Origin of the sequence: Acidovorax delafieldii 2AN (genome assembly GCF_000175235.1) — a bacterium.
Taxonomy (GTDB): Bacteria; Pseudomonadota; Gammaproteobacteria; order Burkholderiales; family Burkholderiaceae_C; genus Acidovorax; species Acidovorax delafieldii_B.
Genome location: NZ_ACQT01000029.1, coordinates 1 through 21,498 on the forward strand (window position 1 = coordinate 1; position 21,498 = coordinate 21,498).

Here is a 21,498-nt window from a genome sequence, read left to right on the forward strand (position 1 = left end):
GCTGCGCGCGCGGGCCAGCTCGGCGCGCGCCTGCTGAAGCTCCTGATCCACGTCGGGCGTGTCGATCTCGGCCAGCACCTGTCCGGCCTTGACTGGCTCGCCGATGTCGCGCGACCAGCGCTTGAGGTAGCCGCTGACGCGGGCATAGATCGGCGCACGCGACCAGGCTTCGATGCGGCCCGGCAGTGCGAGCGCGCTGCCTTCGATCGGGGACGGCAAGATCACGGCCACCGTGCGAACGCTCTGGGTCTGCGCATCTTCCCGCAACTGCTCGGCACGCGACCAACGGGTCACGAGGCCGGTGACCACGATGGCCGCCGCCACCGCGATGAGGATGAGCGCGGGCAGGTAGCGGCGGCGCCTGGAAACGGAAGCGTGGGTCATGTCAGGAAGCTCCAAGGGCCGGCTGGGGCGCAGATTCGGGGCGGCCGGAAGGCCGGCCATGCACCAGGCTGAACAGCACCGGCACGAACATCAGGGTGGCGACGGTGGCGAACAGCAGGCCGCCGATCACGGCGCGGCCCAGCGGCGCGTTCTGCTCGCCGCCTTCGCCCACGCCCAGAGCCATCGGCAGCATGCCGATGATCATCGCCAGCGCGGTCATCAGCACCGGGCGGAAGCGCACGAAACCGGCTTCCAGTGCGGCCGCGGTGGCATCACCCAGTTCGGCCAGGCGCTCGCGGGCGAAGCTGGTGACCAGCACGCTGTTGGCGGTGGCCACCCCCATGCACATGATGGCGCCGGTCAGCGCCGGCACCGACAGCGTGGTGTCGGTGGCAAACAGCATCCAGATGATGCCGGCCAGCGCCGCCGACAGCGCCGAGACGATCACCGCCGGGTCCAGCCAGGACTGGAAGTTCACCACGATCAGGAAGTAGATCAGCACGATGGCACCGATCAGGCCGAAGAACAGCCCCGAGAACGCACGATCCATGGTGTCTACCTGACCCATCAGTTGCACGGTAGAGCCGCGCGGTACATCGCCTGCGGTGTCGGCCAGCGCCTTGCGGATATCGGCGGCCACCGCAGCCAGATCGCGATCCTGCGTTGCGGCATGGATCTGCACCATTGGCTGGATGTTGTACTGGCTCACGAGCGCATTGGCGTTGCCGCGCGTGAACGTCGCCACACCGCCCAGCGTCGTGTCGCCGCTGGCCGTGCCGCTGCCCACTGGCAGATTGGACAACGCGGCCAGCGAATCCAGATCGCGCTGCGGGGTCTGGATCACGATCGGGTAGCTCACGCCGTTGGCCGGATTCAGCCAGAACGTGGGCGCCACCTGGCTGCTGCCAGCGAGGTTGGTTACCAGGCTGTTGGTCACGTCGCGCGTGGTCAGCCCCAGCAGCTGCGCCTGAGTACGGTCCAGCGCCACATCGAACTTGGGCGCTTGGTTCGACTGCTGGATACGCGCATCGGCTACGCCTGGAATGGTGCGGATGCGTTTGAGCAGGCCCTGCGCATAGGCGAAATTCCCGTCGAGATTGGCGCCGCGCACCTGGATGTCGATAGGCGCCGGGGCACCGAAGTTGAGGATCTGACTGACGATGTCGGCCGGCGGGAAGGAGAAGGTTGCGTCGGGGAACTGTTCCGGCAGCACCTTGCGCAACTCTTTCACGTAGTCAGCGGTCGGTAGGCTGCCGTCTCGCAGAGCGATCTGGAAGTCGCCGTCCTGCGGCCCCATCACGCCGGTGTTGTTGTAGGTCAGGTTGATGTTGCTCGGCGGCAGGCCGATGTTGTCCACCAGCGTCTCGATCTGCTCGGACGGGATGACACGGCGGATCGCCCGCTCGATCTCTGCGAAGCGCGATGCGGTTTCCTCCACCCGGGTGCCTACGGGCAGGCGCACGTGCATGAGCACCTGGCCGGAATCCACCGAGGGGAAGAAATTAGCGCCGAGGAACGGCACCAGCGAGAACGACGCCGCGATCACGACCACGAAGCCGACCAGGAAGCGCTTGCGGTTTGCCAGCGCAGCTTGCAGCAGGTTGCGGTAGCCGTCGCGGAAGCGCTCGAAGCGGGCCTCGAAGCGACGCTGGAAGCGCACCAGCGGATTGCGCGATGGCGGCAGCGCCTCATCGTTGCCGTGCAGGTCGGTATGCGGCGCATGCGGCCTGAGCAGGTACTTGGCCATCGTCGGCACCAAGGTGCGCGAGAGGATGAACGAGCAGACCATCGCGAAGATCACCGACAGCGCCATCGGCACGAACAGGAAGCGCGACACGCCGTCAAGGAAGAACATCGGCACGAAGGCGATGCAGATGCACAGCAGCGAGACGAAGGCCGGGGCGACGATCTGCCGCGCGCCGTCGAGGATGGCGGTCTCCACGTCCTTTCCCTGTTCGAGATGCCAGTTGACGTTCTCGATGGTCACCGTGGCATCGTCCACCAGGATGCCGATCGCCAGCGCCAGGCCGCCCAGTGTCATGAGGTTCATGGTCTGGCCCAACGCCGCCAGCGCCATGATCGAGCCGAGGATGGACAGCGGAATGGAGATGGCGATGATGACAGTGGAGCGCCAACTTCCCAGGAACAGCAGGATCATCAGGCTGGTCATGGTGCCGGCGATGACCGCTTCCAAGGCCACACCTTGCACTGCCGCGCGCACGAACACCGACTGGTCGTTGATCGGTACCACGCGCAGCGCCTCGGGCAGCGCGGCACGCATATCGTCGAGCATGGCGCGGATGCCATCGACAATCGCCAGCGTGGAGGCCGAACCACTCTTGAGCACGGTCATCAGCACTGAGCGGTTGCCGTCCACATGCACGATGTTGGTCTGCGGCGCGTTGCCGTCGCGCACGTCGGCCACGTCGCGCAGGTAGATCGTCGCGCCATTGACCACCTTGACCGGCAGCTCGCCGATCTCCGCAATCGCGGAGGGCGCACTGTTGAGCTGCAGGGTGTACTCGCGATCGTCGATCTTTTGCGTGCCGATGGGAGTGAGCACATTGTGCGCGGCCAGCGCGGCAGATACGTCCTGCGCCGATAGCCCACGGGCCTGCAGGGCCTCGGGCTTCAGATCGATCTGCACCTGCCGTTGCACGCCACCGTAGGGCAGCGGGATGACTGCGCCGGGCACCGTGATCAGCGGCGTGCGCACCGTGTTCATGCCCAGGTCGAACAGTTCCTGCTCGGTCATGCCTTCGCCCGAGAGGGCCAACTGCACGATCGGCACGGTGGCGGCGTTGTAGTTGAGGATCACCGGCGGCTGAATGCCCGCAGGCATCTGCCGCAGTGCCACCTGAGAGGCTGCGGTGATCTGCGCGTTGGCGGTGGCCACGTCCACGCCGGGCTGGAAGAAGATCTTGACAATGCCCACACCCGGATAGGTGTTGGCTTCGATCCGCTCGATGTTGTTGACCGAGGCGCTGAGGATGCGCTGGAACGGCGAGGTGATGCGTCCAGCCATCTCGTCCGGCGGCAGGCCCGTGTACTGCCATGCTGTGGCGATCACCGGGATGCGGATTTCAGGGAAGATGTCAGTCGGCGTGCGCAACATGGTCAGGATGCCGCCGATGAGGATCAGCAGTGCCATGACGACGAAGGTATAGGGCCGCCGCAGGGCGACGAGCACGATGCGCATCAGCATTGCGCGGCTCCGATGCGGTCGGTCATCCAGAGACTCCTTTGGGAATAGACGATGAAATCGCGACCGCCATGCCGAGGCATCCAAGGCCATGCCTGGGCAGTCGAACAGAATCTTGAGGGCGTGCCCTTCGGCCGAATGGCCGCACAGCTCACCACACGCGCAAGAGTCAGCGAAGCACGGCGTCTTCCAGAAGATGCGAATCCTGCATGGCTCATCGAGATCGAGAGCGCCATTGAGACATGCGATGTCTCCCCCCGCTTGCAGCAGGCTCACAAGGCGATCACGACGATTCTTGAGACCTGGGTTCTTCGCATTTCAGTGCGCATCATTGAAAGGCCGAACGGGCCTTCCGCCGCATGCCACGACGGGCTCAAACGCGACTGTACAGACGGCAGTCGCATTTGATTAGATGGCATAATATGAATACCTATATGAGGTGGCTTCATAAATGGCAAGAGAGAACTTCAATGACTTAATCGCTTTTGTCACGGTTACCCGCGAGGGCAGCTTTACGAAGGCGGCAGCCGTGCTCGGCGTTTCTCAGTCGGCCTTGAGTCACACCATGCGGGGTCTGGAGGAGCGGCTTGGGGTCCGCCTGCTGACTCGGACGACACGCAGCATTGCACCCACCGAAGCGGGTGAGAGACTGTTCCAGTCCATAGCCCCTCGCTTTGAGGAAATCGATGCCGAACTGACCGCCGTCAGCGAGTTTCGCGACAAGCCTGCCGGCGCGATCCGCATCAGCGCAGCGGAGCACGCCGCGATCACCGTCCTGTATCCCAAACTGTCGAAGGTGCTTCCGGACTATCCGGACATCAAGGCGGAAATCAACATCGACTACGCGCTCACCGATATCGTCGCGCAGCGCTACGACGCAGGGGTCCGGCTGGGCGATCAGGTCGCCAAGGACATGATCGCGGTGCGCATTGGCCCGGATCTGCGCATGGCAGTGGTCGGCTCGCCAGCCTATTTCTCAGCACGCAACCAACCCCGCAATCCGCACGATCTGGCCGACCACAATTGCATCAACCGGCGCCTGCCCACATACGGCGGGATCTACGCTTGGGAACTGTCCAATGGCAGGCAGGAATTGAACGTGCGCGTGGAAGGCCAATGGGTGTTCAACAGCAGTTCTCCCGTTCTGCGCGCGGCTCTCGATGGCTGCGGCCTGGCCTTCCTGCCGGAGGACATGGTGCTGGAACACATCGCTGCGGGCCGGCTGATTCGCGTGCTCGATGCGTGGTGCCAACCATTCCCCGGCTATCACCTGTACTACGCCAACCGCCGGCAGTTCTCACCAGTGTTGCAGGTCATCGTTGAGGCGCTGCGCCACAGCGCTACCTGAGCGAATAGCGCACCCCATATGCAGGTCAGAGACAATTCATGAGGCCAGATCATGAATACATGCGTAATTGGGCCTCTAATCCTTCGGCGGCTTGTTTCCTATGATGAATGATCGCACCGGCCCATGATCGAGGCAGGTGCCCAGCTCTTTCATCCTGTCGTGCAGCGCGGGCTTCATGCCTTCGCCCGCGGGGGTTCGATCATTCCATTCTGAGAAGGAACACACACCATGTTGGCCACCATGCTCTATGGGCCCCGAGACGTGCGCTATGAAGACGTCCCCGAGCCCGAAATCCTCAAGCCGACCGATGCCATCATCCGCCTGTCGGCTACCTGCATTTGCGGCTCCGACCTGTGGCCGTTTCGCGGGCTCAACGACGTCAGCGCGCCGATGGCGATGGGCCACGAGTATTGCGGCATCGTCGAAGAAGTCGGCAGCGAAGTCACCAGCGTGCGCCCTGGTCAGTTTGTGGTCGGTTCCTTCTGCCTCTCGGACAACACCTGCCCGCACTGCCGGTTCGGCTTCCAGTCCTCCTGCGAGCAGCGCGAGTTCATGACGGGTGCTCAGGCGCCGCTGGCGCGGGTGCCGCTGGCCGATGGCACCCTGGTGGCGACTGCCGAATTGCCGCCAGACGACCTGATCCCCAGCCTGCTGGCGGTGTCGGACGTGCTCGGCACCGGGTGGTATGCAGCCGATGCCGCGCACGTGCAGCCGGGCACGACGGTCGTGGTCGTCGGTGATGGCGCGGTCGGCCTGATGGGCGTGCTGGCAGCCAAGCAAATGGGCGCCGAACGCATCATCGCGATGAGCCGCCACAAGACCCGCCAGGACCTGGCGCTGGAGTTCGGCGCCACCGACATCGTTTCCGAGCGCGGCGAGGCAGGAGTAGCCCGCATCAAGCAACTGACCAAGGGTGTTGGCGCTGAATCGGTGCTGGAGTGCGTGGGCACGCAGGAGTCGATGAGCCAGGCGATCGAATGTGCGCGCCCCGGTGGCTCGGTGGGTTTCGTTGGTGTGCCGCACGGCGTGCAGCTTGACGGCCAGAGCCTGTTCTTCGCCCAGAAAAGCCTTTTCGGCGGTCCAGCCCCCGTGCGTCGATTCCTGCCCCACCTGATGGACCTGGTGCTGGAACGCAAGATCGAACCGGGCAAGGTGTTCGACCTGACCCTGCCGCTGGCCGACGTCGCTGAGGGCTACCGCGCGATGGACGAGCGCCGCGCGATCAAGACCCTGCTGCGCGTCTAGGCGGGGCCGAAGCGGCGCACGATGACGACTGCACTGGTCGTCATCGCGCGGCGTTTGCTTTGTTCTTCTTCGCGCAGAAGTCGAACAAGGCCTGTTTCGGAATTCCCCCATCGGCGGGCTGGCGAGCGTCGAGCTTCCCAGCCGTCGTGCGATCCGTCCCAAGTCTTCCAGTATGCGGACATCGAGCCTACCGCACCACCGACGGCATCAACTTCACCCATGAATTGAACTCATGACCGCATGCGGATTTTGCGCTCTTATCACGGAGCCAGCGGTTCTTTAGATTCAGTGATGCCATTGCCGTGCAGCGTTCTCGCGCCGGCTTGGTTCTGCGCAGTGCCGGGCACGACCCATCCATCGCACTTTGAGGACAGCCGGGGCCATCCGCGTCTGCGAGGACGAGTCGCAGGCGTTCAACGCCGCCGCAGCGGCCATCGCGATGCAGGGCAACCGTCTGTCGTCCGGCCCGATAGTCTGAGCCGGTGCGAAGCACCCATCCATTGAGGAATTCCGATGAACGATCGACGCCGACCCGATAACGAATCGCAAGACGCCATGCCCACCGGCTGGAGCCGGCGAAGAGTGCTTGCCGCAGGCACCGGCCTCGTGGCTGCGCCGCTGCTGGGCGGGCTGGTCGGCTGTTCTCGGTCCAGTATCAGTGGTGATGCATCGCCAAGTGGCGCGCCCCCCGCCGCGGTCAGTGCGCCACACATGTCTCTGCGAGATGCCCGTCGGCGTCTGGGCGCGCTGGAGGTCTCAGCCATCGGCTTGGGCTGCATGAGCATGAACGGCCGCCAGTACAACCCGCCGAAGGACAAGACGGAGATGATCCGGCTCATCCATACCGCTATCGACCGCGGCGTGGACTTCTTCGATACCGCCGAAGTCTACGGCCCGTTCGTCAACGAAGAACTGGTCGGCGAGGCACTTGCCCCATACCGGAATCAAGTAGTGATCGCGACCAAGTTCGGCTTCGGCATCGAGTACCCGAGCGGGCGCCGCATCGGCGCGGTCAACAGCCGGCCGGAACATATCCGAAAGGTGGTGGACGAATCGCTCACGCGCCTGCGCACTGACCGCATCGATCTGCTGTATCAGCATCGCGTTGACCCGCAGGTGCCGATTGAGGACGTCGCAGGCACCGTGAAGGATCTGGTCGCTGCCGGCAAGGTCAAACACTTCGGCCTGTCAGAGCCCGGCTTGCAGACGGTACGCCGGGCGCATGCCGTGCTGCCCGTCGCCGCCATACAGAACGAGTACTCACTGCTGTGGCGCGGGCCGGAGAACGGACTGCTGGACCTGTGCCAGGAACTCGGTATCGGCCTGGTGCCTTGGACGCCGCTGGGTGCCGGGCTGCTCGCCGGCGCGCTCAACGCGGAAAGCCGCTTCGACGAAAGCGACTATCGCGCCACCAACCCTCGCTTCACGCCGCAAGCGCTGAAGACGAACTTGGCATTGCTCGACCTGGCACGTGATTGGGGTCAACGAAAGCAAGCAACGCCGGCACAGATATCGCTCGCCTGGCTCCTGGCCCAACGCCCCTGGATCGTGCCGATACCGGGCACGACCAATGCCGTCCACTTGGACGAGAACCTCGGTGCCATCAATGTCACGTTCACCCCGGAAGAACTGAGCGAGTTCAATACCGCCCTTGCGGCGATTGACGTGCAAGGTGCCAGGCTTCGCGAGGGGCTATTGCAGATGTCGGATGTGGAAGCCGCTTTGCCGGGCACGCGCTGACACGCGCAAGCTCGTGCATGAGAAGTGCCGCTCACTTCGAGCGGCACCCCTGGGATCGCACGGCGCAGTGAAGTCGCGCCGCGCTCAATCCATGACTGAGTGTTCCACGTGGAAGAGATGACAGCATTGTGTTTCATGTGATCGCGGGGCTGCTGGCCCTTTATGTTTCTTGCCGGCTGGTGTGGTGTCAGCGTTGGCCCGCCCCTGTCAAATGGACTATTTGCGCCTTGATCGTGCTGGCATCCCAGCATCATCTCGTGACACGCAACTTCTTCGGCTCGCTGGCTTCTCCCGAACTGCCTGCCCCGGTGCTGATGGTGCTTGGGTGTGCTTTCGGCGCCCTCATTCTTGCCGCTTTGTTGCTGCTGGCGCTGGATCTATTCGGCTTGCTGGCGTACCCCTTGTTCAGGCGCGTGGGCCACACCGTGCTCGCCACGCCAAGCCTGCGTGCCGGCATCGGTGCTGCCGCGTTGCTGCTGGCGGCCATCGGGACCTGGCAAGCGGTGAGAGTGCCCGAGGTCCGGAACATCGAAGTCCAATTGGCGCAACTTCCGCCTGAACTGGACGGATTTCGCCTGGTTCAACTTACCGACCTGCATGCCAGCCGCTTGCTGCAACGGCCGTGGATGGAGGCCGTCGTCGCTCGGACCAACGCCCTCAATCCCGACCTGATCGTCATCACGGGCGATCTGGTCGATGGCACGGTGGGCATGCGCACCCACGACGTCGAGCCGCTGCGGGATCTCACAGCGGGACACGGCGTGTACGCGATTCCCGGCAATCACGAGTACTACGCCGAGTACCAGCAGTGGCTTGAGCACTTCGAGCGCCTGGGAGTGCGCATGTTGCTCAACGAGCACGTGACCATCGCCGGCGCAGGAGCGGAGTTCGTGCTGGCTGGCATCACTGACCGCGCTGCGGCACCTTTCGGCCAGCCAATGCCCGATATTGGGGCAGCACTCGCAGGAGTCCCTCAGGAGGCCGCCGTCATCCTGCTCAGCCACCGGCCTCCCGGCGCGCAGGACAATGCCCGCGCCGGTGCAGACCTGCAACTTTCCGGGCACACGCACGGCGGGCAAGTGCTGGGACTGCACTGGGTCACACAGTGGGCCAACGACGGTTATGTCTCGGGCCTATACCGCATCGATGCCATGCACCTCTATGTCAGCAATGGCGCAGGGTTGTGGCCAGGCTTCCCGCTGCGCTTGGGGCGTCCATCGGAAATCACCGAGATCACGCTGCGCTCGGTGGGGGGTGTCCGAGCAAACGGCGCATAGCGCTGCTTGTCCGTCGTGTCGCCGATCGCCTGCGGGAACTCCTCATGCACGGCGAGCTTGCATGCGGCTGTTCCCATCCTCGGCATCGCCGACGAGGCGCAACTCAATGCTCGCGTTAATGTCGCTTATTTGCCTTGGAGCCATTTCGTCACCTGATCCAAGGTGCGCCTTTCCTGGTCTGCCTCCATCGAAAGCGCCTTGTCGGCGACTCGTGCTCCTGGCGCATGTCTGGCAACGACGGAAAGGCTGTTGCCCAAGCCGTAGCCGCCATGTGTGATGAAGGGGATCAAGGTCTTGCCCGTCAGATCATGTGCCGAAAGAAATGAGCGAATCACCGGCGGCGCCGTCTGGCTCCAGATCGGGAAACCCAGGAACACCGTGTCGTAGTGCGAGATGTTCGTCACTCGATCCTGCAGCGCCGGCTCGAAGTTACTGTCGCGCTCACGCTGGGACTGCGCGACGGTCTGCTCATAGTCTTCCGGGTACGGCGTGACCGGCAGGATTTCAAACAGATCGGCATTGCGCGCCCGCTGGATCTGCCTTGCGATCACGCGGGTGTTCCCCGTTCGAGAAAAGTAGGCCACCAACACTTTGGAAGTGCTGGGCTGCGCGTGACTGTCGTTGGCGAAGGCACCGGCTGCCGCACCGATGGGAAGTGCACCCAGCGCAGCCAGGATCGTTCGACGGGAAGTGTTGTGAGGAGGTGTCATGACGTTCATCCGTGCTCAAGAAGTGCAGAGATGCCTATTCTCAAAGGCGCAGCTCTGTATCTTTCTCAATATAGGAGCCTTACATTCAGATGACTAGCTGGTAAAATCAGTAAACACTTTTGAGTCTATTTCATCAATGGCTGGAGCGAATTACAACGACCTGCTGGCCTTCATGGCTGTGGCGCGCGAGAAGAGTTTTACTCGCGCGGCGGCCCAGCTCGGGGTTTCCCAGTCGGCACTCAGCCACACGATTCGGGCGCTGGAGGCCAGGCTGGGGGTTCGACTGCTCACCCGCACGACGCGCAGCGTCTCTCCAACCGTGGCGGGCGAACGCCTGATGCAGAACGTGGCGCCGCGGTTCCAGGAAATCGAGGCGGAACTGACGGCGATCGGAGAACTGAGCGACAAGCCGGCTGGGACAGTGCGGATCACGACAACCGAACATGCGGCCAGGACGGTGCTCTGGCCCAAGCTGGCCAAACTGCTGCCCGAGTACCCGGGCATCAAAGTCGAGATGATTGTCGAATCCCGGCTCGCAGAAATCGTCACCGAGCGCTACGACATGGGGGTACGCCTGGGCGACACGCTGACGGGTGATACCACCGCAGTACGCATCAGCGCCGACATGCCGGTTGCGATCGTCGCCTCTCCCGCCTATCTGGCCCAGTATCCTGCGCCCAAGACTCCGCAGGACCTGATCCATCACTCGTGCATCAACTTGCGTTTGATGAGCCGGGGCGGCCTCTATGCCTGGGAACTGAAGAAGGGCAAGCAGCGCGTCAATGCCCACGTAGAGGGGCAACTGGTCTTCAACGAGCCCATGCAGATCCTCGATGCGGCGCTCGCCGGATTCGGCTTGGGCTATGTGCTGGAAGACATGGCGCGGCCTTACGTTACCCAAGGGCGGCTGCGGCAAGTCCTGATGGATTGGTGTCCGGCATTCCCCGGCTACCACATTTGCTACCCCAATCGCAGCCAGCCTTCGCGCGCCATGTCGGTGTTGATCGACGCACTGCGCCTGCCTGCCAAGAGGAAATGAGGGATGCCTCGCAGCAACGACCCCTTCAACGATGTGCTGGCCTTCGTCCATGTGGTGCGCGAAGGCAGCTTCACGCGGGCGGCCGCGCTGCTTGGCGTATCGCCCGGGGCGTTGAGCCATGCCATCAAGGGGCTGGAAGCCCGGCTGGGCGTGCGTCTGCTGACGCGCACGACCCGCAAGATTTCCACGACCGAGATGGGCGAACGGCTCTACGCCAGCGTCTCCCCACGCTTCGAGGAGATCGACGCCGAGGTCGCTGCGGTGGCGGAGATGCGGGACAAGCCCGCCGGAACCATTCGCATCACCGCGGCCGAACACGCCGCCAACAGTGTGCTGTGGCCCAAGCTGTCCCAGGTCCTGCACGACTATCCCGATATCCACGTGGAGATCACCGTGGACTACGCCCTGTCGGACATCGTTTCGCAGCGCTTCGATGCGGGCGTTCGCCTGGGCGATCAGGTGGCCAAGGACATGATCGCCGTGCGCGTCAGTCCCGACCTGCGCATGGCTGTCGTGGGATCGCCCGGCTACTTCACCAAGTATCCCAAGCCCGCCACACCGCATGATCTGGCCCAGCACAACTGCATCAACCTGCGCCTGCCCACGCACGGCAGCCTCCTGCCGTGGGATTTCGACAAGCATGGCAAGGAGATTAATTTCCGCGTTGCCGGGCAGTGGGTGTTCAACAGCACCACGTCCATTGTGAGGGCAGCACTGGCTGGTTATGGCCTGGCCTTCGTCCCCGAAGACATGGTGCTGGAAGACATCGCGGCGAGACGCCTGGTGCGTGTACTGGACGATTGGTGCCAGCCGTATCCCGGGTACTACCTCTACTACCCGAGTCGCCTCCATCCCTCCAGTGCGATGTCGGTCGTCGTCGAGGCTTTGAGGCACCGGGAGCCACGCAGACAGCCGGGTGCGAAGAAGCGCTGATGACGCTGTGTATATGGATGGACTGTGAGGCCTCGGCACGCCCGGCGCTCCTGGAAGATTGCCGCGCGGTCGCGGCCCACGCGAACGATGCACTGAGAACAGGTTATAGATTCGATGCGAACGCCATTCCCTCCTTCCACCGACTTGCTGAGCGCGACTTCCGATCATCTGCGTCCGCTGGCCGAGCGCATGCGGCCGCGTTCGCTCGATGAGATGGTCGGGCAGCGGCGTCTGCTGGCGCCAGGCTCGGCGTTACGGCGCGCCGTCGAAGCCGGACGAGTACATTCGATGGTGCTGTGGGGACCGCCCGGCTGCGGCAAGACCACGCTGGCGCTGCTGCTGGCCCGTTACGCCGACGCCGAGTTCCGTGCGATCTCTGCCGTGCTGACGGGGCTGCCCGAAGTGCGGCAGGTGCTGGCCGAAGCAGCGCAGCGCTTCGCACAAGGCCGGCGCACTGTGCTGTTCGTCGATGAGGTCCATCGGTTCAACAAGGGACAGCAGGATGCGTTCCTGCCGCACATCGAACGCGGGACCATCCTTTTCGTCGGAGCCACGACGGAGAACCCGTCCTTCGAGCTGAACTCGGCGCTTCTGTCGCGCTGCCGGGTGCATGTGCTGGAAGCCGTCAGCGCCCAGGACATCGTGCAGGCTCTGCGCCTGGCGCTGGACGACGGCGAGCGCGGGTTAGGCAGCGAGGGCGTGCAGGTTTCGGACGAGTCGCTCGGCGAGATTGCGCGCGCCGCCGATGGCGACGTCCGCCGGGCATTGACGCTGCTGGAGATCGCCGCCGAACTGGCCAGCGACGAGGACGGGCACATCACGCCACAGACCCTGGCGCAGGTGCTGGCAGACCGTACCCGTCGCTTCGACAAGGGCGGCGAGCAGTTCTACGACCAGATTTCTGCCCTTCACAAGAGCGTGCGCAGTTCTAACCCGGATGCGGCGCTGTACTGGCTGGCGCGCATGCTCGATGGCGGCTGCGATCCCGCCTATCTCGGACGGCGCCTGACGTGCATGGCATTGGACGACATTGGCCTGGCCGATCCGCGCGCGCAAAGCATGGCGCTGGAAGCGTGGCAAATCTACGAGCGCATCGGCGGCGTGGAAGGCGAGATGGCCTTTGCGCAATTGGCGATCTATCTGGCCTGCGCCGCTAAATCCAACGCGGCGAGCATGGCCTTCGCCCATGCCAGGCAGGAAGTACGGACGCATGGCACGGCTGACGTCCCCTTGCACCTGCGCAATGCGCCGACCCGGCTGATGGAGCAGTTGGGCTACGCCAAAGGCTACCAGTACGACCACGACGTGCCTGGTGGCGTGGCGCTGGATCAGACGTGCTTTCCTGAATCGCTGGGCGAGCGTGTGTACTATCTTCCGGTCGAGCGGGGCCTTGAAATTCGCATCAAGGAAAAACTCGACCATCTGCGCAGCGCCCGCGAAGAAGCGCTGGAGCGCCAAGGCTAGACTCGGCCGGCACAGGCTTGGAAGCAGGCCTTTGGGGACGTCGACACCGGCGTCACTCATGAATTCAATTCAAGAGTTCATGCGGAATTGGCACCTTTATCCCGGTCGCCATTCTCCATACCATTTCGAAGAATGAAGTGCAATTGGCGAAGACGGTCTGTCTCGCCGCTGCTGCCAACGTCACCTCGAATGTCAGGCTGAACACTGCGAACGCTCCGACACAAAGAGCCAATGAGCGGCACAGCCTGCCTTGGGGCCTCTTTGAATCGGAGTCTGCATGCGTCCCCAGATCATTTGCCACACGATGAGCGCCCTCGATGGACGCATCGAGGGCGATCACTGGAACCTGCCTCGCGGCGGCCGGACCCTGGACGACGCCACGGCCTGCTACTACGACATCAGCGGCCAGCTCGATACCCAGGCACGGATGCTCGGCCGCAATACGGCGCAGACCCACCATACGCCGCACAGCTTCGACCACGATGGGCTGCCGGTCGGGACAGGATACGACCCCTTCCTGGGCGAACGCACGACCCGGCGCAGCCAAGGGCCAGCAGGATTTCTCCCTTCGGAGGGCGCCGCCCTCGAACTCATCCACCAGACGGCGAGCCAGTCGGCCGTGTCCGAAGCCCCGTGATTCTCAACGCAACCCGAAAGGACCATTCATGAAGAGACATCTCATTGCCGCCGGCGCCACCTTACTGATGAGTGCCGCATCGGCACAGGCCGAAGGCATCAAGATCGCGCCCGCTGGCAGCACCCCCACGATGATCGGCGCGACTGAGAACTTCTCCGGTCAGGTCTCGGTAGACATCAAGGCTGCAGGCGACAGCGGCAAGCCAGGCAGTGTCGGCCTGGTCAATTTCATGCCCGGCGCGCGCACGGCTTGGCATACGCATCCGGTTGGCCAACTGCTCATCGTCACGGACGGGAAGGGCTGGGTGCAGGAAGAAGGTCAGCCAAGGCGCGAGATCAAGGCAGGCGACGTGGTCTGGATCGAGGCCGGCGTCAACCACTGGCACGGGGCAGCGAAAGACAACCGCATGAGCCACTACGCCGTCGCTTACGTGAAGGACGGCAAGAGCACGGACTGGAAGGAGTTGGTGAGCGATGACCAATACAACGCCCGTTGAACGCCGCGCTGCCTCCCCGGCGATCGTACTGACGTTCGCCTTGGGCGTAGCGACGGCCTGCGGCAGTGCCGCCGCTCAAAGTACATCAGGCACACACGCACAGGAGCCTCGAACCATGACCACGCAGAGCACGGCCCCCGCCGCCGACACTCTCAGCGCGCAGCAGCAAGCGATCCTGCCGATCACGGCGTTCGCCGCAGCGGGCGATATCGCCAAGCTCAACACTGCCCTGAATCAGGGACTCGACGCCGGCCTGACCATCAGCGATGCGCGTGAAGTGCTGGTGCAGCTCTACGCCTATGCGGGTTTTCCGCGCAGTCTCAATGCGCTCACAGAGCTGATGAAGGTGCTGGACCAACGTAAGCAACGCGGCATTCAGGATGCGCCGGGGCGCGAGCCCAGCCGCCCCATTCCCAAGGGCGATGCGTTGCGCGCCGCTGGTACGGCCAATCAAACCAAGCTCGTCGGCCGCCCGGTCACGGGAGCGGTCCAGGACTTCGCGCCCGCCATCGCCGAATACCTACAAGCCCACTTGTTCGGCGCCATCTTCGAGCGCGACAACCTCGACTGGCAAAGCCGAGAGTTGGCAACCGTCGGCATGTTGTCGGCGCTGCCGGGCGCCGAAGCGCAACTGCAAGGGCATGTGGGCTACAGCATGAACACGGGCCTGACGGCCAAGCAGATGCAGCAAGCCGTGCAGGTGCTGGGCGAACGTGTCGGCGCCGACAGCGGCCGGCGCGCCAGTGAGGCGCTGGCGAAGGTGCTGGCCGCCCAGCCACGTTGAACGCGGCGCGAATGCGTCAAGTTGCTGCTTGTCAGCGTCGATTGAAAGGAACCCATCATGGATCGTGATCAACCAGAAACAGGCCGCCGCGCCTTTCTCGGCGGCTCGCTCGTCGCCGTAACCGGCGCCGCCGTGGCGGGCGCAGGACTTTTGGCGGGCACGAACGCATCCGCGCAGACAACCAGTGTCAAAGGAACTGAACCCATGAAGCAGCCTGCCGTGGTCGGCTACACCAACATCAAAGGTATCCTGATCGAGCGGGCCAGCTATCCGGCTCGGACCCTGGGCACGCGCATCGCCGCCATCGTGTTCAAGCCCGCAGGATTCGATCCGGGCAAGAAATACCCGGCCATCGTCGTCACCCATCCTTTCGGCGGCGTCAAGGAGCAGACGGCCGGCCTGTATGCCGCTCGCTTGGCTGAGCAAGGTTTCGTCACGCTGGCCTTCGACAAGTCCTATCAGGGCGAGAGCGGAGGCGAGCCGCGCCTGATGGAAGTGCCCGGTCAGCACATCGACGACATCAGCAGTTCCATCGACTACCTGATCCAGCAGCCGGGTGTGGATGCCGACAACATTGGCTCGCTCGGTGTGTGCGCGGGCGGCAGCTACGCGCTGGGCAACGCGCCCACCGAAATGCGTGTGAAGGCGGTCGCCACGGTCAGCCTGTTCGATCTGGGCGACGCCAGGCGCCAGGCGATGGGCACGCTGTCCTATGAGGCACGCATGCAGCGCCTCAAGGAAATCGCCGTGCAGCGCAGCAAGGAAGTGCAAGGCGCGCCCTTGCAAATGGCACTGGCCGTACCTGCCTCCAACGCCGACTTCACCGACAAGACCCCAGCGCTATACCGCGAGGGCTACGAGTACTACCGCACCCCGCGCGGCCAGCACCCCAACTCCACGGGCAACTACGTATTCACCAGCCTGGCGCAGCAGATGGCCTTCTTCCCCTTCGCGCAGGTCGAAACGATCTCGCCGCGCCCGATCCTGCTGATCGTGGGCGGAAACGCCGACACGAAGTTCTGGAGCGATGGCGTACTGGCCAAGGCGCAGAACCCCAAAGAACTGTTCATCGTTCCGGGCGCCACGCACGTGGACATGTACGACAAGCCTCAGTACGTCGGCCCGGCGGTGGAGAAGCTGACCGGCTTCTTCCGCCAGCACCTCGGCGACACACGCGCAGCGTGACCATCGTTCCGCGGGGCTCTCCGACCTTAGCAAGATCCCGCGGTTCGTCGCCCGTTCAAGGTGCGACGGTTGCGTCCACCAACCTCAGGAGCACATATGAAGATCACCAAGACAGGTTCCACCCCTTCGGCCAAGGGCCCGGCCGAGTATTTCACCGGCACCGTGCGCATCGACTGTCCGTTCTGCGGCAGCGGCAACTTGAGCGGAGCGACCGTGACCTTCGAGCCGGGCGCGCGCACCGCCTGGCACACCCATCCGCTGGGCCAGACCCTGCTCGTGACCGCTGGCTTCGGCCTCATCGGCCGTGTCGGTGGACAGGTGCAGGAAATCCGCCCCGGCGACACCGTCTGGATCGAGCCGGATGAAAAACACTGGCACGGCGCATCGCCGGATTGCGCGATGACCCACATCGCCATCGCCGAAATGAAGGACGGCAAGGCGGTGGATTGGATGGAACACGTGACAGACGAGGAATACAGCGCGAAGTAAGGCAAGGCGCGTTCGCCTTCTCTCACGCTGGAACGCTCCTCGAACGCTTGCTGGTGCCCCCGCGTCGGCAAGTGATGTCGGGTCACGTCCGCATTTATCTGGAAAGGAGAACATTCATGAAAAAACGCATTCTGGGAAAGAACGGTCTGGAAGTTTCGGCCCTCGGCTATGGCTGCATGGGCCTGGACTTCTCCTATGCCCACAAGGTCAGCAGGCAGGAAGGCATCACGCTGATCCGCCAGGCGGTAGAGCGCGGCGTCACCTTTTTCGACACGGCGGAGATGTATGGCCCCTACACCAACGAAGAAACCGTGGGCGAGGCCCTGCGCCCCGTGCGCGAGCAGGTGGTGATCGCCACCAAGTTCGGCTTCAACATCGTCGATGGCAAGATGGCGGGCACGAACAGCAGGCCCGAGCAAATCAAGGCCGTCGCCGACGCATCGCTCAAACGTCTGGGTGTTGAGCAGATCGACCTGTTCTACCAGCATCGCGTCGATCCGAATGTGCCGATCGAGGACGTGGCCGGCGCGGTCAAGGACCTGATAGCCGAGGGCAAGGTCAAGCACTTCGGCCTGTCCGAACCCGCCGCGCAGACCGTGCGCCGCGCCCACGCCGTGCAGCCGATCACGGCCTTGCAGAACGAGTACTCGCTCTGGACACGCGGCGTCGAGACCAACGGCATTCTGGAAGTCTGCGAGGAACTGGGGATTGGCCTGGTGCCTTACAGCCCGCTTGGCAAAGGCTTCCTCACCGGCGCGATGGGCAAGGACACCAAGTTGGGAGAAGGCGACTTCCGCAAACTCCTGCCACGCTTCACGCCCGACGCGATGGAGAAGAACCAGGCGCTCATCGACCTTCTCAAGCGCATCGCCACCGAGAAGCAGGCCACACCCGCGCAGATCGCACTGGCCTGGCTGCTGGCGCAGAAGCCCTGGATCGTCCCCATCCCCGGCACCACCAAGCTGCACCGCCTGGAAGAGAACCTCGGCGCTGTCGATGTCGTGCTGAGCGACTCCGACCTGGCACAAATCCAGTCGGCCGCCACCGCCATCCAGATCGAGGGTGAGCGTTATCCCGAACAACTGCTCAAAGCGACCGGCCTGTGAGGCCTGGTTCCTTGCCATTCACTTCATAGAGGAAAGTAACCATGACTGACAACATCAAGGACAAGGTGGTCGTGATCACCGGCGCATCGAGCGGCCTGGGCGCCGAAACCGCCCGTCATCTGGTCGAGGCCGGCGCCAAGGTCGTACTCGGCGCGCGTCGCCTGGACCGCCTGGAGGCGCTGGCCACCGAACTGGGCCTGTCCAAGGAAGCCGCGTTCAAGGTGGACGTGACCGACCGCGAACAGGTCAAGGCCCTGGTCGATCATGCCGTGAAGCTGCATGGCCGCATCGACGTGATGATCAACAACGCCGGCCTGATGCCGCTGGCGCCCCTCGAAATGATGCGCTTCGATGAATGGGACCAGTGCATCGACGTCAACATCAAGGGCGTGCTGTGGGGCATCGCCGCAGCGCTGCCGTACTTCAAGGAACAGAAGAGCGGCCAGTTCATCAACGTCTCGTCCGTGGCCGGCCACACCATCAGCGCGGGCGGCGCGATCTACTCGGCGACCAAGTATTCGGTGCGCGTGATCTCCGAGGCGCTGCGCAAGGAGGTCAAGCCCTACAACATCCGCACCACGGTGCTGTCTCCGGGCGCGGTGGACACCGAGCTGCCTGCGTCGGTCGGTGCTCCGGGTGTCAACGAGGCGATCGCCGACTACTACAAGAACAACGCCATCCCGGCCGACAGCTTCGCGCGCTGCGTGCTGTTCGCCATGAGCCAGCCGGAGAACATCGACATCAACGAGATCCTGTTCCGCCCGACGGTGCAGGAACTCTGAGAGGCCGCCCATGTTCCAGGAGATGGAAGATCGCCCGTCGAATGCGCTGCCTGCCGTGCCGTCCTCAGCACCCGATGGCGCGGCTGCGGCAGACACCGCATGGCGCGTGCTGGCCGTGCTCAGCGCGCTGATGGGTTTCGCCTCCATCTCGACGGACTTCTACCTGCCGGCCATGCCTGCCATGGCCGCCGCACTGCACGCGGGCCACGGCATGCTGGAGTTCTCGATTACCGGCTATCTGATTGGCTTCAGCGTCGGACAGTTGTTCTGGGGGCCGGTCAGCGATAAGTTCGGCCGACGCCTGCCGGTGGCCGCCGGGCTGGTGCTGTTCATCATCGGATCGGTCGGTTGCGCGCTGGCCGGCAGTGCCGAGACCATCATCGGCTGGCGCATCGTCCAGGCGCTCGGGGCTTCGGCCTGCGTGGTCATCTCGCGGGCCATCGTGCGGGATCTCTATGAGGGCGCACGCGCCGCGCGAATGCTCTCGACCCTGATGGTGGTCATGGCGATTGCGCCGCTGCTGGGACCGATCATCGGCGCGCAGGTGGCGGCCTGGGCCGGGTGGCGGGCGATCTTCTGGCTGCTCGTCGCGCTCGGTCTCGCCAGCCTGGTGGCGCTGTACACGATCCCGGAAACCCTGTCGCCGCTGCGCCGGCATGGTGGGCGGTTGAGTGGCGCCTTCGCCCGCTACGCGAAGCTGCTCACCGAGCGCCGCATTCTGGCGTATGCGGGTGCGGGCGGATTCTTCTACGCCGGCATGTTCGCGTACATCGCCGGCACGCCCTTCGCGTACATCACCTACCACCATCTTCCCGCTCAGCACTACGGCCTGCTCTTTGGCGCCGGCATCCTCGGAATCATGGCGACCAACGTGCTCAATGCACGCCTGGTCACGCGGCTGGGTGCCGATCGCCTGCTCGTCGCGGGTGCGTTGATCGCGGCGCTGGCCGGCATAGCGTGCGCCGTCGCGACCTGGATGGACTGGGGCGGGCTTTGGGGCCTGCTGCTGCCGCTGTTCGTCTTCATTTCCTGTACCGGCCTGATCGTCGCCAACTCGGTGGCCGGCGCGTTGGCGGAGTTCTCGATGCAGGCCGGGTCCGTCTCGGCGCTGGTCGGCGCACTCCAGTACGGCAGCGGCATCGCGGGGTCTGGACTGGTGGGTTTTTTTGCCGATGGCACGCCCCGGCCGATGGGCTGGGTCATTGCGGTCGCGGGCATTGGCAGCGTGCTGTGCGCCAGGTCGCTGGTGCAGGCCCCCCGCAAAGGAGCACAAATTGAACAAGCCATTTAACAGCAAGAGCACGGGAACACGCCGAGCGGCCCTTTGCTTGGCCGCGATGGTGGGACTGGGGATGTTGTCTCCATCCGTCGTTGCCGAGGCGCAGGCGGACGAGCACAGGCATGCGCGCGGCGGCCAGAAGATCGTCCTGACCGCCGCCGATGGCCGCCAAGCGCAGGCGACGCTGCTCGACAACGCCACCGCTCGGACGTTTGCGGCCAAGCTGCCCTTGAAAGTGCGCATGGGCGATCACTTCGGGCGCGAGCTGTACGGGCCGATGCCCGCCATCGCCGTCAGCGATCCGCTGCAGAAAACCTACCAGGCCGGCGACATCGCGTACTGGCCGCCCGCGCCGGGCTTCGCCATCTACTACACCGTCGGCGGCCCGGTCATCCCCGGCGAGGGGCTGGCGCTGTTGGGTTCGATCGACACGAACCTCGACATCTTCAGACACGGCTCGACCGAAGTGACGATTGAACTCGCCGAGTGATCGGCGCCACCAGACACCATGCGCCCGGCTCGCGTCAGCAGCCACGGTGCGAAGCAAGAGAAAAGGCCAAAAAATGAAAATCGATCTATCAGGCAAAGTTGCCCTTATCACGGGTGCTGGCTCAGGCATGGGCTTGGCATCGGCGGAAGCATTTCTGGAAGCCGGCGCATCGGTCGTGCTGTCCGGGAACCACTACGACAAAGTCAAGGAACAGGCGGATCGCCTGTCCGCAAGAGGCAAGACGCTGGCCTTGCAATGCGACGTGTCCGATGAAGCGCAGGTTAAGGCGCTGGTGGAAAACACCGCCAAGGAATTCGGCCGCATCGATGCAGCCTACAACAACGCCGGCTGGATGCCCCCTTATGCGGAGATCGCCGAGGCCAGCACCGACGACTTCATTCGCGCGCACGACATCAACCTCAAGGGCATTTGGCTGTGCATGAAGCACCAGACGCAGCAGATGCTCAAGCAAGGGGGCGGCGGCACGATCGTGAACTGCTCCTCGATGGGCGCCATCGTCGGCGTCGCGGGAAGAACGTCCTACTGCTCGACCAAGCACGGCATCGTCGGCATCACCAAGAGCGCGGCGCTGGAGTACGCCTCGAAGGGCATCCGCATCAATGCCGTGTGCCCCGGCGTGATCGACACGCCGATGGTGTCCTCGATGATCAGCACCGACCCGGCGGTCCTGAACGCACTGATCGAGCAAGTGCCGATCAAGCGGCTGGGACGCGCGGACGAAATCGCACAGGCGGTGCTCTGGCTGTCCAGCGATGCGTCGAGCTTCGTGGTCGGCCATTCGCTGGTCGTGGATGGCGGGATCACGGTTCAGTAACTCTGCGCGCTACGGGCGGGAGCCGAGAAGGCACCCCTGGCCGTGTCCATCGAACAAAGCAAAGGAATAGCCA

The 21,498-nt window shown here is 64.0% G+C and carries 21 protein-coding genes and 1 pseudogene; 18 read left to right on the plus strand and 4 right to left on the minus strand.

The features are described 5' to 3' along the window. Together ACDELDRAFT_RS06745 and ACDELDRAFT_RS06750 are read right to left on the minus strand one after the other, a co-directional pair. Positions 1–384: pseudogene (locus ACDELDRAFT_RS06745) on the minus strand (biotin/lipoyl-binding protein); the annotation flags it as partial. Between the two features lies 1 nt (position 385). Then, the gene (locus ACDELDRAFT_RS06750; RefSeq protein WP_005794842.1) at positions 386–3,589 is read right to left on the minus strand and encodes an efflux RND transporter permease subunit; all 3,204 of its coding nucleotides are present in this window, start codon (positions 3,587–3,589) and stop codon (positions 386–388) included. A gap of 51 nt (positions 3,590–3,640) precedes the next feature. On the opposite strand from ACDELDRAFT_RS06750, the gene ACDELDRAFT_RS24975 reads away from it, so the two are divergent. From ACDELDRAFT_RS24975 to ACDELDRAFT_RS06760, 3 genes are all read left to right on the plus strand, one after another. After that, entirely contained in the window at positions 3,641–3,994 is a 354-nt protein-coding gene (locus ACDELDRAFT_RS24975) for a hypothetical protein (protein WP_198403220.1), read from the plus strand. A 43-nt stretch (positions 3,995–4,037) separates the two neighbouring features. After that, complete coding sequence (locus ACDELDRAFT_RS06755; protein WP_005794844.1) at positions 4,038–4,934, plus strand: LysR family transcriptional regulator; 897 nt, start codon at positions 4,038–4,040, stop codon at positions 4,932–4,934. A 228-nt stretch (positions 4,935–5,162) separates the two neighbouring features. Then, the gene (locus tag ACDELDRAFT_RS06760; RefSeq protein ID WP_005794846.1) at positions 5,163–6,179 is read left to right on the plus strand and encodes a zinc-dependent alcohol dehydrogenase family protein; all 1,017 of its coding nucleotides are present in this window, start codon (positions 5,163–5,165) and stop codon (positions 6,177–6,179) included. On the opposite strand, the gene ACDELDRAFT_RS24980 is transcribed toward ACDELDRAFT_RS06760, so the two are convergent. Then, positions 6,176–6,400, minus strand: a complete 225-nt coding sequence (locus ACDELDRAFT_RS24980) for a hypothetical protein (protein ID WP_157764906.1) — start codon at positions 6,398–6,400, stop codon at positions 6,176–6,178. The genes ACDELDRAFT_RS06760 and ACDELDRAFT_RS24980 overlap by 4 nt on opposite strands. Before the next feature lie 292 nt (positions 6,401–6,692). On the opposite strand from ACDELDRAFT_RS24980, the gene ACDELDRAFT_RS06765 reads away from it, so the two are divergent. Both ACDELDRAFT_RS06765 and ACDELDRAFT_RS06770 read left to right on the plus strand, forming a co-directional pair. Then, the gene (locus tag ACDELDRAFT_RS06765) at positions 6,693–7,919 is read left to right on the plus strand and encodes an aldo/keto reductase (protein WP_005794847.1); all 1,227 of its coding nucleotides are present in this window, start codon (positions 6,693–6,695) and stop codon (positions 7,917–7,919) included. 128 nt (positions 7,920–8,047) lie between these two features. Continuing rightward, positions 8,048–9,196: a metallophosphoesterase gene (locus ACDELDRAFT_RS06770; protein WP_005794848.1), complete on the plus strand. Its 1,149-nt coding sequence runs from the start codon at positions 8,048–8,050 to the stop codon at positions 9,194–9,196. Between the two features lie 125 nt (positions 9,197–9,321). Here the strand turns inward: ACDELDRAFT_RS06770 and ACDELDRAFT_RS06775 are convergent, their stop codons facing one another. Beyond that, a complete protein-coding gene (locus ACDELDRAFT_RS06775; RefSeq protein ID WP_040328328.1) occupies positions 9,322–9,906 on the minus strand; it encodes a flavodoxin in 585 nt (194 codons plus the stop codon). Between the two features lie 136 nt (positions 9,907–10,042). Between ACDELDRAFT_RS06775 and ACDELDRAFT_RS06780 the strand changes: the two genes are divergently transcribed. From ACDELDRAFT_RS06780 to ACDELDRAFT_RS06840, 13 genes are all read left to right on the plus strand, one after another. Beyond that, positions 10,043–10,945 carry a LysR family transcriptional regulator gene (locus ACDELDRAFT_RS06780; protein ID WP_005794851.1) on the plus strand — a complete coding sequence of 301 codons (903 nt, stop codon included), beginning with the start codon at positions 10,043–10,045 and terminating at the stop codon, positions 10,943–10,945. A 3-nt stretch (positions 10,946–10,948) separates the two neighbouring features. Next, complete coding sequence (locus tag ACDELDRAFT_RS06785; protein ID WP_005794853.1) at positions 10,949–11,878, plus strand: LysR family transcriptional regulator; 930 nt, start codon at positions 10,949–10,951, stop codon at positions 11,876–11,878. 114 nt (positions 11,879–11,992) lie between these two features. Then, positions 11,993–13,342: a replication-associated recombination protein A gene (locus ACDELDRAFT_RS06790; RefSeq protein WP_081470086.1), complete on the plus strand. Its 1,350-nt coding sequence runs from the start codon at positions 11,993–11,995 to the stop codon at positions 13,340–13,342. Positions 13,343–13,619: 277 nt separating this feature from the next. Further along, positions 13,620–13,979 (plus strand): hypothetical protein, encoded by a 360-nt coding sequence (locus ACDELDRAFT_RS06795; RefSeq protein ID WP_005794856.1) that lies wholly within the window; start codon positions 13,620–13,622, stop codon positions 13,977–13,979. A gap of 28 nt (positions 13,980–14,007) precedes the next feature. Next, positions 14,008–14,475 (plus strand): (R)-mandelonitrile lyase, encoded by a 468-nt coding sequence (locus ACDELDRAFT_RS06800; RefSeq protein WP_005794858.1) that lies wholly within the window; start codon positions 14,008–14,010, stop codon positions 14,473–14,475. A gap of 115 nt (positions 14,476–14,590) precedes the next feature. Continuing rightward, complete coding sequence (locus ACDELDRAFT_RS06805) at positions 14,591–15,259, plus strand: carboxymuconolactone decarboxylase family protein (protein WP_005794860.1); 669 nt, start codon at positions 14,591–14,593, stop codon at positions 15,257–15,259. A gap of 204 nt (positions 15,260–15,463) precedes the next feature. After that, the gene (locus ACDELDRAFT_RS06810; RefSeq protein ID WP_198403221.1) at positions 15,464–16,444 is read left to right on the plus strand and encodes an alpha/beta hydrolase; all 981 of its coding nucleotides are present in this window, start codon (positions 15,464–15,466) and stop codon (positions 16,442–16,444) included. A 96-nt stretch (positions 16,445–16,540) separates the two neighbouring features. Further along, entirely contained in the window at positions 16,541–16,933 is a 393-nt protein-coding gene (locus ACDELDRAFT_RS06815; RefSeq protein ID WP_005794863.1) for a (R)-mandelonitrile lyase, read from the plus strand. A gap of 116 nt (positions 16,934–17,049) precedes the next feature. Next, positions 17,050–18,039, plus strand: coding sequence for an aldo/keto reductase (locus tag ACDELDRAFT_RS06820; RefSeq protein ID WP_005794864.1), 990 nt, complete (start codon positions 17,050–17,052; stop codon positions 18,037–18,039). A 41-nt stretch (positions 18,040–18,080) separates the two neighbouring features. Further along, entirely contained in the window at positions 18,081–18,821 is a 741-nt protein-coding gene (locus tag ACDELDRAFT_RS06825; RefSeq protein ID WP_005794866.1) for an SDR family oxidoreductase, read from the plus strand. A 10-nt stretch (positions 18,822–18,831) separates the two neighbouring features. Then, positions 18,832–20,112 (plus strand): multidrug effflux MFS transporter, encoded by a 1,281-nt coding sequence (locus ACDELDRAFT_RS06830; protein ID WP_005794867.1) that lies wholly within the window; start codon positions 18,832–18,834, stop codon positions 20,110–20,112. After that, entirely contained in the window at positions 20,096–20,590 is a 495-nt protein-coding gene (locus ACDELDRAFT_RS06835) for a cyclophilin-like fold protein (RefSeq protein WP_081470088.1), read from the plus strand. Before ACDELDRAFT_RS06830 ends, ACDELDRAFT_RS06835 begins: the two co-directional genes overlap by 17 nt. Positions 20,591–20,663: 73 nt before the next feature. After that, positions 20,664–21,425, plus strand: a complete 762-nt coding sequence (locus ACDELDRAFT_RS06840; protein WP_005794871.1) for an SDR family NAD(P)-dependent oxidoreductase — start codon at positions 20,664–20,666, stop codon at positions 21,423–21,425. Positions 21,426–21,498: the final 73 nt, after the last annotated feature.

Coding starts and splice junctions, on each gene's coding strand:
- ACDELDRAFT_RS06750 (WP_005794842.1), bottom strand. CDS start 3,589: ATGCTGATGCGCATCGTGCTCGTCGCCCTGCGGCGGCCCTATACCTTC.
- ACDELDRAFT_RS24975 (WP_198403220.1), top strand. CDS start 3,641: ATGAAATCGCGACCGCCATGCCGAGGCATCCAAGGCCATGCCTGGGCA.
- ACDELDRAFT_RS06755 (WP_005794844.1), top strand. CDS start 4,038: ATGGCAAGAGAGAACTTCAATGACTTAATCGCTTTTGTCACGGTTACC.
- ACDELDRAFT_RS06760 (WP_005794846.1), top strand. CDS start 5,163: ATGTTGGCCACCATGCTCTATGGGCCCCGAGACGTGCGCTATGAAGAC.
- ACDELDRAFT_RS24980 (WP_157764906.1), bottom strand. CDS start 6,400: ATGGGTGAAGTTGATGCCGTCGGTGGTGCGGTAGGCTCGATGTCCGCA.
- ACDELDRAFT_RS06765 (WP_005794847.1), top strand. CDS start 6,693: ATGAACGATCGACGCCGACCCGATAACGAATCGCAAGACGCCATGCCC.
- ACDELDRAFT_RS06775 (WP_040328328.1), bottom strand. CDS start 9,906: ATGACACCTCCTCACAACACTTCCCGTCGAACGATCCTGGCTGCGCTG.
- ACDELDRAFT_RS06780 (WP_005794851.1), top strand. CDS start 10,043: ATGGCTGGAGCGAATTACAACGACCTGCTGGCCTTCATGGCTGTGGCG.
- ACDELDRAFT_RS06785 (WP_005794853.1), top strand. CDS start 10,949: ATGCCTCGCAGCAACGACCCCTTCAACGATGTGCTGGCCTTCGTCCAT.
- ACDELDRAFT_RS06790 (WP_081470086.1), top strand. CDS start 11,993: ATGCGAACGCCATTCCCTCCTTCCACCGACTTGCTGAGCGCGACTTCC.
- ACDELDRAFT_RS06795 (WP_005794856.1), top strand. CDS start 13,620: ATGCGTCCCCAGATCATTTGCCACACGATGAGCGCCCTCGATGGACGC.
- ACDELDRAFT_RS06800 (WP_005794858.1), top strand. CDS start 14,008: ATGAAGAGACATCTCATTGCCGCCGGCGCCACCTTACTGATGAGTGCC.
- ACDELDRAFT_RS06805 (WP_005794860.1), top strand. CDS start 14,591: ATGACCACGCAGAGCACGGCCCCCGCCGCCGACACTCTCAGCGCGCAG.
- ACDELDRAFT_RS06810 (WP_198403221.1), top strand. CDS start 15,464: ATGAAGCAGCCTGCCGTGGTCGGCTACACCAACATCAAAGGTATCCTG.
- ACDELDRAFT_RS06815 (WP_005794863.1), top strand. CDS start 16,541: ATGAAGATCACCAAGACAGGTTCCACCCCTTCGGCCAAGGGCCCGGCC.
- ACDELDRAFT_RS06820 (WP_005794864.1), top strand. CDS start 17,050: ATGAAAAAACGCATTCTGGGAAAGAACGGTCTGGAAGTTTCGGCCCTC.
- ACDELDRAFT_RS06825 (WP_005794866.1), top strand. CDS start 18,081: ATGACTGACAACATCAAGGACAAGGTGGTCGTGATCACCGGCGCATCG.
- ACDELDRAFT_RS06830 (WP_005794867.1), top strand. CDS start 18,832: ATGTTCCAGGAGATGGAAGATCGCCCGTCGAATGCGCTGCCTGCCGTG.
- ACDELDRAFT_RS06840 (WP_005794871.1), top strand. CDS start 20,664: ATGAAAATCGATCTATCAGGCAAAGTTGCCCTTATCACGGGTGCTGGC.